Origin of the sequence: Hungatella effluvii (assembly GCF_003201875.1) — a bacterium.
Taxonomy (GTDB): Bacteria; Bacillota; Clostridia; order Lachnospirales; family Lachnospiraceae; genus Hungatella; species Hungatella effluvii.
Genome location: NZ_QJKD01000024.1, coordinates 21,261 through 36,358, shown reverse-complemented (window position 1 = coordinate 36,358; position 15,098 = coordinate 21,261). Strand labels below are relative to the sequence as shown.

The 15,098-nt window shown below is 49.9% G+C and carries 11 protein-coding genes; 3 read left to right on the top strand and 8 right to left on the bottom strand.

Going from position 1 to position 15,098, the window contains the following annotated elements; translation table 11 throughout:
* The first annotated feature begins 149 nt into the window (after positions 1-149).
* The 3 genes from DFR60_RS27510 (at position 150) to DFR60_RS27500 (ending at position 4,564) form a co-directional block, all read left to right on the top strand.
* Positions 150-1,220 carry a mandelate racemase/muconate lactonizing enzyme family protein gene (locus tag DFR60_RS27510; RefSeq protein ID WP_110326163.1) on the top strand — a complete coding sequence of 357 codons (1,071 nt, stop codon included), beginning with the start codon at positions 150-152 and terminating at the stop codon, positions 1,218-1,220.
* A 78-nt stretch (positions 1,221-1,298) separates the two neighbouring features.
* Positions 1,299-2,465: a DUF819 family protein gene (locus DFR60_RS27505; protein ID WP_110326162.1), complete on the top strand. Its 1,167-nt coding sequence runs from the start codon at positions 1,299-1,301 to the stop codon at positions 2,463-2,465.
* Between the two features lie 14 nt (positions 2,466-2,479).
* Positions 2,480-4,564, top strand: a complete 2,085-nt coding sequence (locus tag DFR60_RS27500; protein ID WP_110326161.1) for a CocE/NonD family hydrolase — start codon at positions 2,480-2,482, stop codon at positions 4,562-4,564.
* A 113-nt stretch (positions 4,565-4,677) separates the two neighbouring features.
* Here DFR60_RS27500 and DFR60_RS27495 read toward each other — a convergent pair whose 3' ends face one another.
* The 8 genes from DFR60_RS27495 to pepD all read right to left on the bottom strand — a co-directional run bounded on the left by DFR60_RS27495 (position 4,678) and on the right by pepD (position 15,095).
* The gene (locus tag DFR60_RS27495; RefSeq protein ID WP_110326160.1) at positions 4,678-4,899 is read right to left on the bottom strand and encodes a hypothetical protein; all 222 of its coding nucleotides are present in this window, start codon (positions 4,897-4,899) and stop codon (positions 4,678-4,680) included.
* Between the two features lie 34 nt (positions 4,900-4,933).
* A complete protein-coding gene (locus tag DFR60_RS31350; protein WP_110326159.1) occupies positions 4,934-6,484 on the bottom strand; it encodes an oligopeptide/dipeptide ABC transporter ATP-binding protein in 1,551 nt (516 codons plus the stop codon).
* Positions 6,468-7,466 carry an ABC transporter ATP-binding protein gene (locus DFR60_RS27485; protein ID WP_110326158.1) on the bottom strand — a complete coding sequence of 333 codons (999 nt, stop codon included), beginning with the start codon at positions 7,464-7,466 and terminating at the stop codon, positions 6,468-6,470. The genes DFR60_RS31350 and DFR60_RS27485 overlap by 17 nt, the downstream gene beginning before the upstream one ends.
* Before the next feature lie 12 nt (positions 7,467-7,478).
* Positions 7,479-9,308 (bottom strand): ABC transporter permease subunit, encoded by a 1,830-nt coding sequence (locus DFR60_RS27480; RefSeq protein ID WP_243005200.1) that lies wholly within the window; start codon positions 9,306-9,308, stop codon positions 7,479-7,481.
* Between the two features lie 12 nt (positions 9,309-9,320).
* Entirely contained in the window at positions 9,321-10,337 is a 1,017-nt protein-coding gene (locus DFR60_RS27475) for an ABC transporter permease (RefSeq protein ID WP_110326157.1), read from the bottom strand.
* Positions 10,338-10,431: 94 nt separating this feature from the next.
* Positions 10,432-12,429 carry an ABC transporter substrate-binding protein gene (locus DFR60_RS27470; protein WP_110326156.1) on the bottom strand — a complete coding sequence of 666 codons (1,998 nt, stop codon included), beginning with the start codon at positions 12,427-12,429 and terminating at the stop codon, positions 10,432-10,434.
* Positions 12,430-12,490: 61 nt separating this feature from the next.
* The gene (locus tag DFR60_RS27465) at positions 12,491-13,606 is read right to left on the bottom strand and encodes an aminopeptidase (protein ID WP_110326155.1); all 1,116 of its coding nucleotides are present in this window, start codon (positions 13,604-13,606) and stop codon (positions 12,491-12,493) included.
* Positions 13,607-13,658: 52 nt separating this feature from the next.
* Complete coding sequence (pepD, locus tag DFR60_RS27460) at positions 13,659-15,095, bottom strand: beta-Ala-His dipeptidase (RefSeq protein WP_110326154.1); 1,437 nt, start codon at positions 15,093-15,095, stop codon at positions 13,659-13,661.
* Positions 15,096-15,098 lie beyond the last annotated feature (3 nt).

Genomic DNA, 15,098 nt, shown 5'->3' with positions numbered 1-15,098 from the left:
AGATACTTTCGCAAGATTTTTACTGATTATTTCCTGTTTTTTACGAGGAAATGTCCAGAAATGGTTGACCGTTATTTTAAGCTATAGTAAAATTATTTCATATTATAACGCGAAAATTATGATATAACCATAATACAAGGAGGATAATCATGAAGATTACTGGTATGAAAATTGAAAAAGTACAGATTCCGCTGAAGGAACCGTTCAAGGTGGCCTTTGCTACCGTCAGCAGCCTGGATAGTGTACTGATCGGAGTAACTACAGAGGACGGACTCACAGGCTACGGGGAAGCAGCGCCCTTTGCTCCTGTCACCGGCGAGACCATCGATGGCGTCATTGCTGTTCTGGAAATCTTTAAGCAGGGACTGATGGGTATGAACCCCATGGATATCGAAGCCATACATGCCATGATGGACAACGTGATCGTGGGAAACGGAGCAGCAAAATGTGCCGTGGACTTAGCAATGTACGATCTGATGGGGAAATCCATGGGACAGCCTGTTTACAAGCTGCTTGGCGGCTACAGTAACGTAGTGCAGAATGATATCACCATCGGCATCACCAGCCCGGAAGCCATGGCAGCCGAAGCGAAGAGGCTTGTCTCTACGGAAGGATACCGCATTCTGAAAATCAAGGCAGGAATCGACTATAAAGAAGATATCCGTGCAATGAAGCTTATCCGCGAAGCCGTCGGCCCTGCAGTCCGCCTCCGTGTTGATGCGAACCAGGGATACAGCGTATCAAGCGCCGTCTGCGCACTGGAAGGTTTTAAGGAGTATGGAATCGAAGCTGTCGAACAGTGTCTGCCGCACTGGGATATGGAAGGTTCCGCCTATATCCGCCAAAAAACAGGCGGAATCCAGATCATGCTGGACGAATCCATCCATGGACCGGTGGATGCAGCCAGAGCCTGCCGACTGGAGGCAGCCGATATTCTCAACATCAAGCTGATGAAATGCGGCGGCCTGTATCCTGCTGCCAAGATCAATGCTATCGCCGAAGCCAACGGAGTCACCTGCATGGTAGGCTGTATGCTGGAAACCAAGCTGGCCATCACCGCCGGTCTGAGTCTGGTCGCTGCTAAGAAAAATGTGACTGAAGCCGACTGTGACAGCTTCCTGTACTATAAAGAGAATCCGGTCGAGGGCGGGTTTATCCAGGATAAGGATACATTCACACTGTTGGATGAGCCGGGATTTGGCATAACCTTTAACATGTAAACCGAGATAATACAAATTATGTAATGATTCAGCCGTGCGGCTGAATCATTACCAAATTCTAACGAAAGAGGTATGAGTATGCAGTTCCCGATTTTTCAAACAACCGACGAATTATTGACAGTTATACTGGTAATGGTGGCATTTTCCCTGTGGGTACAGCGCTTTAAGGCATTTAAATACGTGGGCCCGGCGCTTACAGTTATCGTTATCGGACTTGCGCTTGTAAACCTGCACATTGTTCCGGGATATCAGGATGTATACGGTGTCATCATTACATACTGCGTCCCGATGTCCATCTCGATCTATCTGCTGAATATCAATTTAAAGGAACTGGCCAAGCTTTCCGGAAAGGCGCTGGTGGCTCTGGTCTGCGCCGTATTCAGTGTCTGCCTTATGGCCACGGTGTTCGGTGTCATATTTGGAAACCGGATGTTTGAAGGCTGGAAGATTGCCGGAATGTTCGTAGGCACCTACACCGGCGGAAGTTCCAACTTAACAGCGATCGCAGTCGGACTTGATGCGGCCAATGAGACCATCGCTGCCGCTAATGCGGCGGATTATGTGATCGGTATGCCGACCCTGTTTTTGATGTTTGCCGCCCCGGCCCTGTTCCAGAATGTGAAATATTTAAAGAAAATCTGGCCCTACCATCTCTCGGATGAGGACCGCATCGGCGACGGTGACGAGCCTGTGCTGATGGCTGAACAGAAATGGAGTATCCAGGATATCGCATGGCTCCTGGCTATCGCGGTTACCATAGTTACCATTGCCACCAAATTGTCGGCACTTCTGCCCTCCTCCATCGCAAGTGCAGGCAGAATCCTGCTGATCTCCACGATTTCCATAGCGGCCGCCCAGATTCCGGCCGTAGGAAGACTGAGAGGGAATTTGAATCTGGGGCTGTTTTTTGGGTTAATGTACTTATCCATCATCGGCTTCAGCGTAGATCTTGTCTCCTTCTTCGGCTCCACCATGACGATCACGCTCTTCTGCTTCTGTGTTATCGTCGGAAGCATCGCGCTTCACTTATTCCTTTCCAGACTGTTTAAGGTTCCTTACGAATACGTAATTCTGGGAATCACCGGTGCAATTGCCGACGGTACCACTGCATCTTTAGTCGCCTCCAGCGCCAAATGGAACCGGCTTGTCAGCGTCGGGCTGATCATGGGTGTAATCGGCGGCGTCTGCGGAAACTATGTGGGCATTATGGTTGCTTATCTGATCAAATTTTTCATTGGTGCGTAAACAAGGAGGAAACTATGGAACAATGGAACTTTTATCTGTCCGGCATTTTATATGGTATCTGTGAACGGACGAAAGACCGCGTCTGCCATCGGCCGCTGGATGTACATACCGGTCTTCTTAAAGAATGGGAAGAGCTTACAGAGGACGAAACCTGGTACCTCGAGCTTGGGAAAATGGATGTCCGCCATATCCTTCTTAAGCTGCCTGACTACGAGGCGGGAATAAGCGAGATCACAAAGGAAAAGGCAGCGTGCTTCACCACTCCCTCCGGAGAGATATATGAGAGGAAAAGCGAAGACTCCTTTGTACAGCGGAACATTAAATTTCCAGTCGATCTGATCACAGAAGAGGGAACCGTCGTTGCTTTCGTCACTCCGTTTCGCGACCAGTGCGCGGTTCTGGTAAAAGAAGGGTTTGAAGACAGAACGATCCTGAACGATTGGAAGACAATGGGCGGGACCCCTCTTTTCACGGTGAAGCCCCCGGTCACAGAGATGGTGGCGATGCGTGACAACATACGTCTGGCAACGGATATTTATCTGCCGGAGGGCGCGGGAAGAGTCCCCACCGTATTAGTTCGTACCCCTTATGGAAAAACCATTGGCACAGCCGCGTACTATCGTTTTGTACAGCGCGGCTACGCCGTGGTGATCCAGGATGTCCGCGGCCGGGAAGACAGCGAAGGCGAATGGCTTCCCATGTACTATGAAGTCGAGGACGGTGACGACACGCTGAACTGGATTGCCGGCCAGCCCTGGAGCGACGGCGGCGTCAGCATGACCGGAGGTTCCTACCTGGGCTATGTCCAGTGGGCAGCAGCGGCCAGCGGCAATCCGCATCTGAAAGCCATGCTCAGCAATGTCTGTGCCGGCAGTCCCTTCGTGGATGTTCCGCGAAGAGGCGGCTGCTTTAATTCCGGTATGCTCGCCTGGGCCTTCCTCGTCTCCGGACAGCATGCCAACCCGGAGCTCATGGCGAGAGACGACTGGGATGATGTTCTGAATATTCGCCCTCTGGAGGAACTGGCGCCAAAAGCCCTCGGCTACGACATCCCATTTCTGAAGAAATGGCTCAGCCATATGGACTATGACGAATTGTGGCAGCGCGGTAACTGGAAGGAACGGACTGAAGCGAGCCGGGTCCCCGCTCTGATCATGTCCGGCTGGTTTGACGATAACGGCATGGGCACCACGGAAGCCCTGGAATTATATCGGGACTATCCGGAAAAGAAAGTCATTCTGGGTCCCTGGCTGCACAGCGGCAATGCGTCCTACGATCCGGGCGGCCTTGCGCTTGGCAGCAACGCCCTCCGTTACGACATGGATTTCATCTGCCTCGCATGGCTGGAGCACTATTTAAAAGGTGTAGATAATGGAATCGACCGGACACCGAAGGCAGAGTATTATACCTGTGGGTCCAACCAGTGGAAGACGGCAGATAACTGGCCTGTACCAGAGACAAAAGAACTGGTGCTCTATCTGGATGGAAGCTGCGAGGACGCGGCCGCATCAAACGGCGGTCTTCTGACTACAGACTCTCCGGTGCATGAATCTTCCGATTCTTATCTGTATAATCCGGAAGATCCGGCGATCCATCTTATTGACATGTCGGAAAATGAACTGGAGGTCCCTGCCGATTACGCGGAAGAAGAGAAACGGTCTGATGTCCTGTGCTATACCACCGAATGCCTGACCGAAGACTTAACGATTACCGGAGACGCCACCGCTGAGATTTTTCTTTCCTCTGACTGTGAGGATACCGATCTCGTCGTGCGCATCACAGATGTAGACGAATCCGGCCGCTCCATGAAGCTGGCCGACGGAGTCTTATGCGTCCGCTACCGGAATCAGTTCGATCATCCCGATTTCATGGAGCCGGGCACGGTTTATCCGGTCAAGATCAGAACCACAAAAGTATCTCATACCTTCTTAAAAGGTCACCGCCTGAGAGTTACCATCACCTCCAGTGCGGAGAATTTCATCTTTCCAAACCGCAACACCCGGGATGGCTTCAACAGCGTGGCCATAAAGACCGCCCACAACCGCATTCACCGGGGCGGAAGCTGCGCTTCGCGGGTGGTTCTGCGGGAGGAGACGTAAATTCTGCCGAAGAGAGACACAGACACAATTGGTACAGGAAAAGGGCGCCGTGTGATCTCAGATTCCCAATCCTCTGAGATTACAGCGTCCCCTTTTGTATAATACTTACCTTATTAATGAAGCAGGAAAAAATATCCTGCTCCCACCATTAGAATCAGAAGCAGAAGAACCGCCGGAAGAATCATCAGAAACGCCGCTAATATCATAGCCGGTACATCTCCCTTCTCCACCTCCGGCGGAGCTTCACCGTATCTTCTCCGGTACTCCTCCGTCTTAATTTTCTGTCTTTCATGGTACAGTTCCAGCGCCTGATCCATCTTATCCTGAACGACCATATCCCAGTCTCCTCTCAGCCTTTCCCCCCTGGTATTATTCCTGTTCCCGGAGCTTTATCTTATGGTGACAGGCCACGAAGTGATTCGGACTGACTTCCTCCCACTCCGGCACTGCCTGTCCGCAGATTTCCGTACAGTATTTGCATCTGGTGTGGAATTTACAGCCCCTGGGCGGATTTACCGGACTTGGAATATCCCCCTCCAAAATCTTTAGTTCCTTCTTATTATCCCCGATATCGGTCGTCGGAATTGCCGCCATCAACGCCTCTGTATACGGATGACCCGGGTGCTCAAAAATTTCCTGAGCATCTGCCAGCTCCACCATGGCACCCAGATACATGACGCCAATTCTGTCGCTGATATACTTTACCACAGACAGATCATGGGTAATAAACAGATATGTCAGGTTCTCCTTCTCCTTTAGATCCTGAAGCAGGTTAATTACCTGGGACTGGATCGAGACGTCAAGTGCAGAAACCGCCTCGTCACAGACTACAAATTTCGGTCTTACAGCCAGGCTTCTGGCAATACCAATTCTCTGTCTCTGTCCTCCTGAAAACTGATGCGGGAACCGGTGCAGGAAATAGGGAGCCAGCCCGCATTCTTCCATGACACGCAGCACCTCCTCCTGCATCCGTCCGTCATTTTTGTGAAACATCCCGTGCGCCAGCATCCCCTCTCCGATGATCTGACCTACCGTCATTCTGGGATTTAAGGAAGAATACGGATCCTGGAAGATCAGCTGCAGATCTCTTCGCAGGAGGCGCATCTCATTATAGGTGAGCCTCGCTAAATCGATACCGTTATCCCTGTACTTCTCAATGCGCTCAAATTCCGCCTTACCGGCATAGGGCTTTCGCATCTCATCGATTCTGCTTTTTACCGCCTCCAGCTCCTTTTCGATGGCTGTAATCTCCGCCTCTGTTTTCTTAAGCTTTTCAACGGCCCTCTTCACCCTCTTCTGCGCGGATTCGCTGTTTTTGCCGCTCTCTTTTCTGCTCTTTACCCGGTACTCGGAATCAGCCAGGTTCACCTTTGCCCTGCGCAGACGCTCCCCTGCCTTTTTCGCTCTTAAAGAGATCTCATATTTTTGCAGAAAGATATCCTGCACAGGCTTTAAGTTCTCCGCCTCCATCAGCCCGCCCACAACGCCAGCCAGATCGAGAAACGCGTCATTCGCCGCCTTTACCGCCCTGTCCAGCTTCTCCTTCTCCGCATAGCGCTGTTTCTCTAAAAGCTTCTCATAGGCGGCTTGAATACGCTTCTTCTCCGTCTCCAGCTCTCCGTATTCCTTTCTGCGTTTCTCCAGATTCTGAATTGTATGCTTTACATAGGCGGGGGCAAATTCTTCCGCGTTGTGGCCGTAATAGATGGTACGCCCATCCGTCTGCTTATAAAACTGAAGCAGAGTCCGCCCCAGCGTGGACTTTCCGCAGCCGGACTCTCCCACAAGTCCGAACGTTTCTCCCTCATAAATATCCAGAGAGATTCCGTCATTCGCCTTCACATACTGCCCTTTCTTCTTCAAAGGAAAGTACTGTTTTAAATTACTGATACGGATCAGCACCTTATCTCTTTTTTCCATGTCTTTCCTCCTTCAGCGGATAGAAACAGCGGACCTGCTGCCTTTCAGACATCGTAAGCAGCTCCGGTTCCTCTGTCTGACACCGCTCTGTCGCGTACTTGCAGCGGGGCGCAAATTTGCATCCCTTCGGCAGATCCAGGGGATGGGGTACGGCGCCCGGAATCGCCTCCAGCCGCTTATTCGCAGGGGTATCCAGTCTGGGAACCGAAAACATCAGCCCTTCCGTATACGGGTGCGAATACGCACAGTCCGGGGCAAACAGTACCGTCGCAGGGGCCAGCTCCACCACCTGCCCGCAGTACATGACAGCCACATCATCCGCCATCTGATTGATTACGCCCAGATCATGGGTAACGAACAGGATCGATGTCCCATGCTCTCTTTTCAACTCGTTCATCAGATTTAAGATCTGGGCCTGAATGGTGACATCCAGGGCGGTCGTCGGCTCATCCGCTATCAAAAGCTTTGGCTTACAGGCCAGCGCCATGGCAATCATCACACGCTGCCGCATTCCTCCCGAAAGCTGATGCGGATACTGCTTCGCCACCACCTCCGGATTCGGAATTTTCACATCCGCCAGCATTTTCACCACTTCCCGGGCCGCCTGCTCCTTCTTCATTCCCTGATGATTCATGAACGGTTCACTGATCTGTCTCTCAATCGTAAATACAGGGTTTAAGCTGGTCATCGGTTCCTGAAAAATAACAGAGATATCATTTCCCCGTATTTTATACATTTCCTGACGGCTAAGCTTCGTTAAATCTCTGCCGTTAAAAATAATCTCACCGCTGTCAATATAACCATTTCCGTCAATCAACTGCAGCATGCTCATAGCCGACACACTTTTTCCAGACCCGGACTCCCCTACGACACCAAGAGTCTTTCCCGCATCCACGGAGTACGATACCCCGTTTACCGCCTTCACAATTCCACGCTTTGTATGAAAAAAGGTATGAAGATCTTTCATTTCAAGTAATGGCATCATTCTACCTCCTTATCTCTCCTCTGATTTCGGGTCCACTGCATCTCTGAGACCGTCTCCCATCAGATTTATGGCAATGGTACAGATACCAAAAATCAGTGCCGGGAACACCCATCTCCACCAGTACTGCTGAATCACCACGGAGTTGTTCGCTCCGGTAAGCATATTTCCCCACGTAGGGGTAGGCGGAATAATTCCAAAGCCCAGATAGGACAGGGAGGATTCTGTCAGCATACAGGTTGCAAAGTCCAGCGTTATGTTCACTAAAACAACGGAAAGGATGTTGGGCAGAATATGCTTAAATACAATGGTAAGCTCCTTCACCCCCATTGCCTTTGCCGCCATGACATACTCCTGCTCTCTCACGGCCAGGATCTGAGCCCGCACCAGCCGGGCCAGAGGCGGCCAGCTTAAGATACCCAAAACTACCATAATCAGATACATTCTCTGCGTCAGTGAAACGCTGGAACTGACCACTGATGAAAGAATCAGTGCGAACGGCAGAAATGGAATTCCGCTGATTACCTCCGCGATACGCATCAGCACTACGTCGAGGCGGCCTCCAAAATATCCGGACAGTCCGCCGATGGTAATGCCGATCAACAGCATGATAATAACAGAGACGGCACCGACCGTCATAGTGACTCTTCCTCCGTTTACCAGCCTTGTCAGAACATCGCGCCCCAGATTGTCGGTTCCCATCAGATACCCCTTCAGCCCCCAGGTAAATATCTTCCCGTCTTCATTCACCGCATAATTCTGATAGTAACCGGTGTATATATCCTTTATCTGTTCTTTTCCTTCAGCGAGATGATCTGGAACCTTTGCCTGTCCGAAATGGTTGTCTCCCCAGGAAATAATTTTTCCGGTATCCAGAAGCGCCGTATAATGGTATCGCCCCCCATAAATTTCCCTGATCTCACCGTCAAATTCCGGAACCTCGTTCTCTCCATTCGTCACATTTCCCCAGACGGCCACCTCGCCGTCATCCGTAACCGCCGCAAAGGTCGTGGAGGATGCCGCGATATCGATCACGCCGCTTTCTAACCCTTCCGGTATCTGCGCATAGGATGTTGTGGCATTATAACCGGTATACTGGATACTTCCGTCATCCATCAGACAGACATAGGCGTAGTCAGACAGTGCAAACTTGGCTATGTGATTCTGGTAATCTTTTTTCACCTTGATATCTGCGGTATTTCCGTTTCCCCACAGGTACAGATAGCCTTCCTTTGTCAAAGCCGCGGAATACTGTGTGCTGGCGCCAATTAAAATGATGTCCTTTTTCTGCGCCTTCTGCGGAATATCAGCCTGGGACAGTCTGGTATTTCCCCATACGTACAGCCGTCCTTTATCCGACAGCGCCAATACATGGTCATAACCGGCAGCCACGTCCACAATCTTGGCTTCTCTAACCTCATCCGGAATTTCCGCCAGATCAATCTTATCCGTAATTTTCGTATATCCCCAGGTATATACCTGCCCTGCATTGTCACAGCCGATACCGTAAGTGGTGCCGACGGAAAGCTTCTTCAAATCACTCTTTAAAGCTTCCGGTACGGCTGCCAGTTTTCTCGTCGGCGGAACATTCTGCTGGGTCGCGTCGGAATAAGAGAGATCCAGCGGCAAAAAGATCGGACCGATTATAACAAGCAGAAGGCAGGACAGAAATACGATCAGTCCCGTCATGGCAATTTTGTTGGTAAAAAATCGTTTTGCCATGGAACGGAGAGGGCTCTGCACCTGCTCCTCCTCCAGAAAGCTCAGTTCCCGGCCAGGGCCAAAGAACATACGGCGAAACCAGGTGGAAATGCGGCTGTGTGTTTTCTTTTTCTTTTCCATTGCGTTTCCTCCTTATTTGTCTACGCGAACGCGAGGATCAATCAGACCATAGCTGATATCGGTGATCAGGATGCCTACAAGGCTGATAATCGTATAGAACAGCTGAATAGCCAGAACCAGTTCATAATCACTCTGCTTCAAACCGGTTACATTGAGGGCCCCCATCCCAAGGAAGGAAAACGTGTTTTCCACTACCACGGAACCGCTGAAAATGCGCAGGAACCAGCCGATGATAACCGTCACCACGGGAAGCAGCGCATTCCTCCAGGCATGAGAGTAGATGACTACTTTTTCCTTCAGGCCCTTGGCCCGTGCGGTTCGTATGTAATCCATGCTTAAGGCGTCGATCATAGCCGCTCTGACGTAACGCGTCATGCTGCCTAAGTTGGCAAAGGTTGTAACAATTAAGGGAAGTGCCATGTAGTAAAGACGATCCTTAACTGCCGCAAATCCGGTATATTCCGCGCCGGAGCTCTTCACACCGCCAACCGGGAAAACATGGAATTTGACAGCCAGAAAAAAGATAAAGACCAGACCGATGATATAAATCGGAATGCTGTAACCGACAATGGTAAAGACCTGAACCGCCTGATCAAAACGGCTGTTTTTCTTCACTGCGCAGAAAATTCCCAGGGGAATCGTTATGGCCAGTGCAAGGATTGTGGCAAAAATATTCAAAAACAGGGTATTCTGCAGCGGTGCCGCGATGATATTTACCACATCATCCTTATACATGGTCGAATACCCCAGATTCCCCTGGAATACGCCATCCATTTTTCCTTCCACGGAAGGATATAAACCAAGCCACCGGAAATAACGGATTACGATGGGATCATCCAGTCCCAGGCGGTCTCTGACCTGCTGATACATTTCCTCGTAATCATCCGCGCTGATTTCATCACGAATTGTCTGGAGTTCGATGGCTGCCGGGTCCCCGGGAATCAAGTTGTACAGCATGTACATAATAAATGAAATAACAAAGAATACAACGACCATATACACCAGTCGTTTTCCTACATATTTAGCCATACGATATCCTCCTTTCTCAATAAAAGTTTAAAAAACGCGGGGCAGGCGTAATCCCGCCCCGCATTTCGGGTCGTATCCCTCTTTTACTTCCGGCTTATTTCACCGAAGCATACAGAATCGCATACTGGAAACTCCAGATATTTGTTTCCTGAAAACCGTTCAGTTTACCATTGTATACCGCACAGTAAGTCCAGTTAAACAGCGGTACCTCCGGCAGAGTATTGTTAAACTCCTTCTGGTAACGGAACCAGATGTCCTTGAACGTATCATCATCACCGGCCTCAACACCGTAAATCATATCCATAGATAAGTCATCAAGCGTATGGTTGAAATACCGGTTCTTGTTATTTGCAAGCAGGTTCTCATCAAAAGTCCAGCTGTAGGTCTTGTCAAATTTGGCTGCTCCAAGACCAGATGCAAGGGAGATCACGTTATAGCTTGGCTGCGTATATTTCTCCTCGCCGTTTGCCCCGCGGCGGTTTAAATAGCTGAGCAGCTCAGAGTCGGCCATTACCGTACGATTGAACTTCATACCGGCTTTCGACGTATTCTCATTTTCACATAAATAGATTGTCAGCAGCTCATCCAGAACGGTCTCGATACCATCGCCCTCTGCATGGCCTAAGTATTCCAGTACCAGAGGCATATACCATTCTCCGTTTACTTCCGCACAGCCATTCATATATGCGGTCTCTTCTTTGCTGACCTTTTTATAGCGCAGCTCTCCGCTCCCATCCGTATAATCGCTTCCGTCGGCATTGTAGATCCAGCCGTCTTCCTTCAGAATCTCAACTGCTTTTTCCGGGTTGTAGGCATAGGCTTCCAGTTCGGTGCTCAGTTCTTCTTCCATATCCTGTGCCATCCACTGGGCAAAGCTGTACTGCCCGTTCGTCACATTGCCGTACCCCAGAGTCGCTTCCTGACACATTTCTTCCCGGTTCGTTAAATATGCAACGGCTTTGCGCACCGGTTCATACTGGGTCGGACCCCAGTCACACTGGTAGAACAGCTTCATATATCCGCTGTATTTATAACAGTCGGCCCCGTATTCTCCGGTATCTGCGAGATCGAGACAGGCATTGATGATGTCGCCTTCACCGATTCCGTCGATTAAGTCAACACTGCCGGTCTTCAACGCATCCAGCATGGTTGCAGAGTTGACCGCTTTAACGATGATGGTCTCAATGTCCGCCTTCTGTCCCTCAAAATTCCCGTTATAGTGCTCATTTACCTTGAGAGTCGCTTCACCGGCTCCTGTATCCAGGCTTTCCAGATAGTATGGTCCGGAACAGATACGGCCTTCGTAGAGATAACGGCCTGCTGTGATCGCTTCTCCGCAGTTCGCTCCGTCAAACTCCACACCCCCCTTAAAGTAACAGCCATCGCCGTCATCTGCGATGTCCCAGTTCCCATCAGGCAGCCACTGCTCATACGCCATCGGGAAAATATTAAGCAGCGCCAGGCCATAATAATAAGGATTATAATCCTTTGCAACGGTAATGCTGAAGGTCCTGTCATCAATCAGATGGAGCCCCTCAAATACAGAATTCTCACCATTTTTATACTCCTGATGTCCTACATACTCCTTACCCGCGGTACCATATGCGCTGACGGCTACGGCTGCCGGTGAAGAGAACAGCAGCGGATACGCTACGTAATTCTTAGCCGTGATCTTAGATCCGTCGCTGAAGTACAAATCATCCTTTAGCTGAATGGTGTAGGTCAGTGTTCCGTCATCATTCGTCCTGGCATCGTGGGATTCCACAACCGTCTCATCCCACAGCCACAATGCGTCCTGATCATAGCAGGTAGGCGAATAGGCATTGATCAGGAACAGAATCGGCTTGTCACCGCCAACGCTGGACCACTGGTTCAGCCCCATATCTCCCGCAATCGTGCTGGTAACACCATAGACAATCTGGCTGGCGCCGGTGTTTTCTCCCCCCGAAGACTCACTCTGCGGCTCTGCTTCTGTTTCCGTTTTTGATTCGGCTGGTGCTGTAGTGACTGCGGTAGTCTCTTTCTTCCCCCCGCATGCGGCAAGTGAAAGTACCATGACTCCCGCAAGTAATAATGAAACAACTTTTTTCATTTAAGTTCCTCCTTTTTTATTTTTAAACGGTTTTCCCGTTTAAGATTATGGGACCTCTGTTTTATTTTAAGTTCTCAGGATTTAAGCCTAAAAGCTCCGGAAGAATAAATCTTCCGTCTTTCCTGACAAGAACATCGTCAAAGTACATCTCTCCCCCGCCATACTCAGGCGTCTGCGCATAAACCAGATCCCAGTGAATGGAGGAATGATTTCCGTTGTCACAGTTTTTATACGCATTACCCGGAGTAAAATGGATGCTTCCCGACATCTTTTCATTAAACATGGAATCCTTCATCGGCCTGGTCACATAAGGATTCACACCAATGGCAAACTCCCCGATTCCACGGCATCCCTCATCCCGGTCAAGAATCTTATTGAGACGTTTTGTATCATTGGATGCAGCCTCCGTGATCCGGCCGTTTTCAAAATGAAAACAGATCTGTTCAAATGCAAATCCGTCGAAAAATCCAGTTGTATTATATGTAATCACGCCATTGATGGAGTCCTTCACCGGTGCAGTAAATATCTCTCCATCCGGAATATTCTGCTTTCCCGCACAGGGAATGGCCGGCATGCCCTTGATAGAAAAAGTAATATCGGTTCCTTTCCCGACGAGACGCACCCGGTCCGTCTTTTCCATCAGTTCCCTTAACGGCTCAAACGCCTTTTCCATCCTGGAATAATCCATGGTGCACACTTCAAAGAAATAGTCTTCCAGCGCTTCCATACTCATACACTCCGCCTGCGCCATTCCGTCGGTAGGGTAATGCATGACGCACCACTTCGAATCCGTGCTTCGTCTCGAATGGACCGGTCTCTGGTAAATGGCTGCGTAGTCAGCCATATTCTCTGCCGGAACATCGCTCATCTGTGAGGTATTCTCCTCGCCGCGCACCCTGATATAGACATCCATATGACTCATCATGAGACTGTCCACTTCCTCCATCACCTTCAGCTGTTCCCGGCTGCACTGCATCAGGAGTTCCCGCTGCAGTTCCATGGTTTTAAGCCATAGAAACGGACTCCCTCCCGCCAAATACACTTCGCGCATCAGCGCCTTCACCAGATCGTAGTTATGATTCCCGAAGGACTCAATCAATACCATTTCCCCCGGCTGCACATTACAGGAATAGTTCACAATATTGTGTGCCATCTTATCTACTCTTGCATCTCTCATTTCTTTCTATCTTCCTTTCTCACAGGGCATGGCGCCCTGAAACTATCATGTTTTAAAGAGCTTTTAGCAAGTTTGTAAGAAGGATCCAGGATCGGTCAAAAGAAGCCAGATCCAGGAATTCCTCCGGACTGTGTATCTTTCCATAGATTGCGCCGCTGGTCACAATGTCCATATCGGGATGCATCTTTTTAAATACGCCGCATTCATTTCCACCATGGCCGGTCAGACAATTTAAAGGTTTCCGGTAAATATCGTAAAACACCGTCTTCATGATCTCCCGTAATTCTGATTTAGCTTCATACTTCCACCCGGGATAGTATCCGGAATACTCTGCGCTGGCTCCAAACAGTTCTCCCAACAGCATCACCCTGTTTTTCACTTCTTCCACCGCACATTCCAGTGCGCTTCTGGCAGAGACTCCGATCACTGCTTCCTTCTCTCCGATATCCAGAATCCCGATATTCACAGAGGTAACCGGGGGATTGTCGGAAAGAGCCGTATTTCTCGCCAGGAGACCGAAGGGAAGGAGTTCAATCAGTTCGATCAAATCCCGGCTGTCTTCTTCCAAAAGCGCGTACGCTTCCGCCTCCTGACCTGCAACGCTCACAGCAAGCTCCGGATCACTCAGCTCATATTCTTCCCGAAGCATCTTTTCGCACGCAGCGACCAGCTCCTTCAGTCTCTCTTCATCCGCATCTGTGGTGAAAACTGCCTGGGCGCGGTTCATAATCACATTATGCTTCGTTCCCCCCTGCACCTTCACCAGCCTCAGCTTCATTCCGTTTTGCAGGAAACAGGATAGGATTCTGGCTGCCAGCTTCCCTGCATTGGCCCGTTCCCTGTCTATCATCCCTCCGGAATGGCCTCCCAGGAGGCCGCTGATCTCCAGACCGTAGGCCGGCATCCGGTTCACTTCCCAATTAATGGGACGTTTAAGCATAATCTGCTCGCCTCCGCCCATGCTCATATACGTCTTATACTCTCCCGCGCCATCCAGATTAATCATCCTTCTCGCATTAAAATACTCTGGTTTCAGAGCCTGCGCTCCCACCAGCCCGACTTCTTCCTGTGTCGTAAAACAGCATTCCAGATAAGGATGGGAGAGAGAAGAATCTGCAAGAACTGCAAGCATATAGGCGCATCCCATACCGTCATCCGCCCCCAGGGTTGTTCCCTTAGCCCGCAGTAAATCATCTTCCACATACAACTCCAGCGGATCTTTCAGAAAATCGTGAGAGCATCCTTCTGTCTTTTCACAGACCATATCCATGTGTGCCTGAATGATCACTCCCGGATGTGTCTCATACCCCGGGCTGGCCGGCTTATAAATAATCACATTCCACAACTCATCCTGGATAACCGTAAGCGCATGCGCCCTGGCAAATGCAACAAGCCAGTCACTGAGCTGCTTTTCCTGTCTGGAACCGTGAGGTATTTTACAAATTTCATTAAAATAGTAACAATAGGGTTTTGTCAGATCAAATTCCATCTA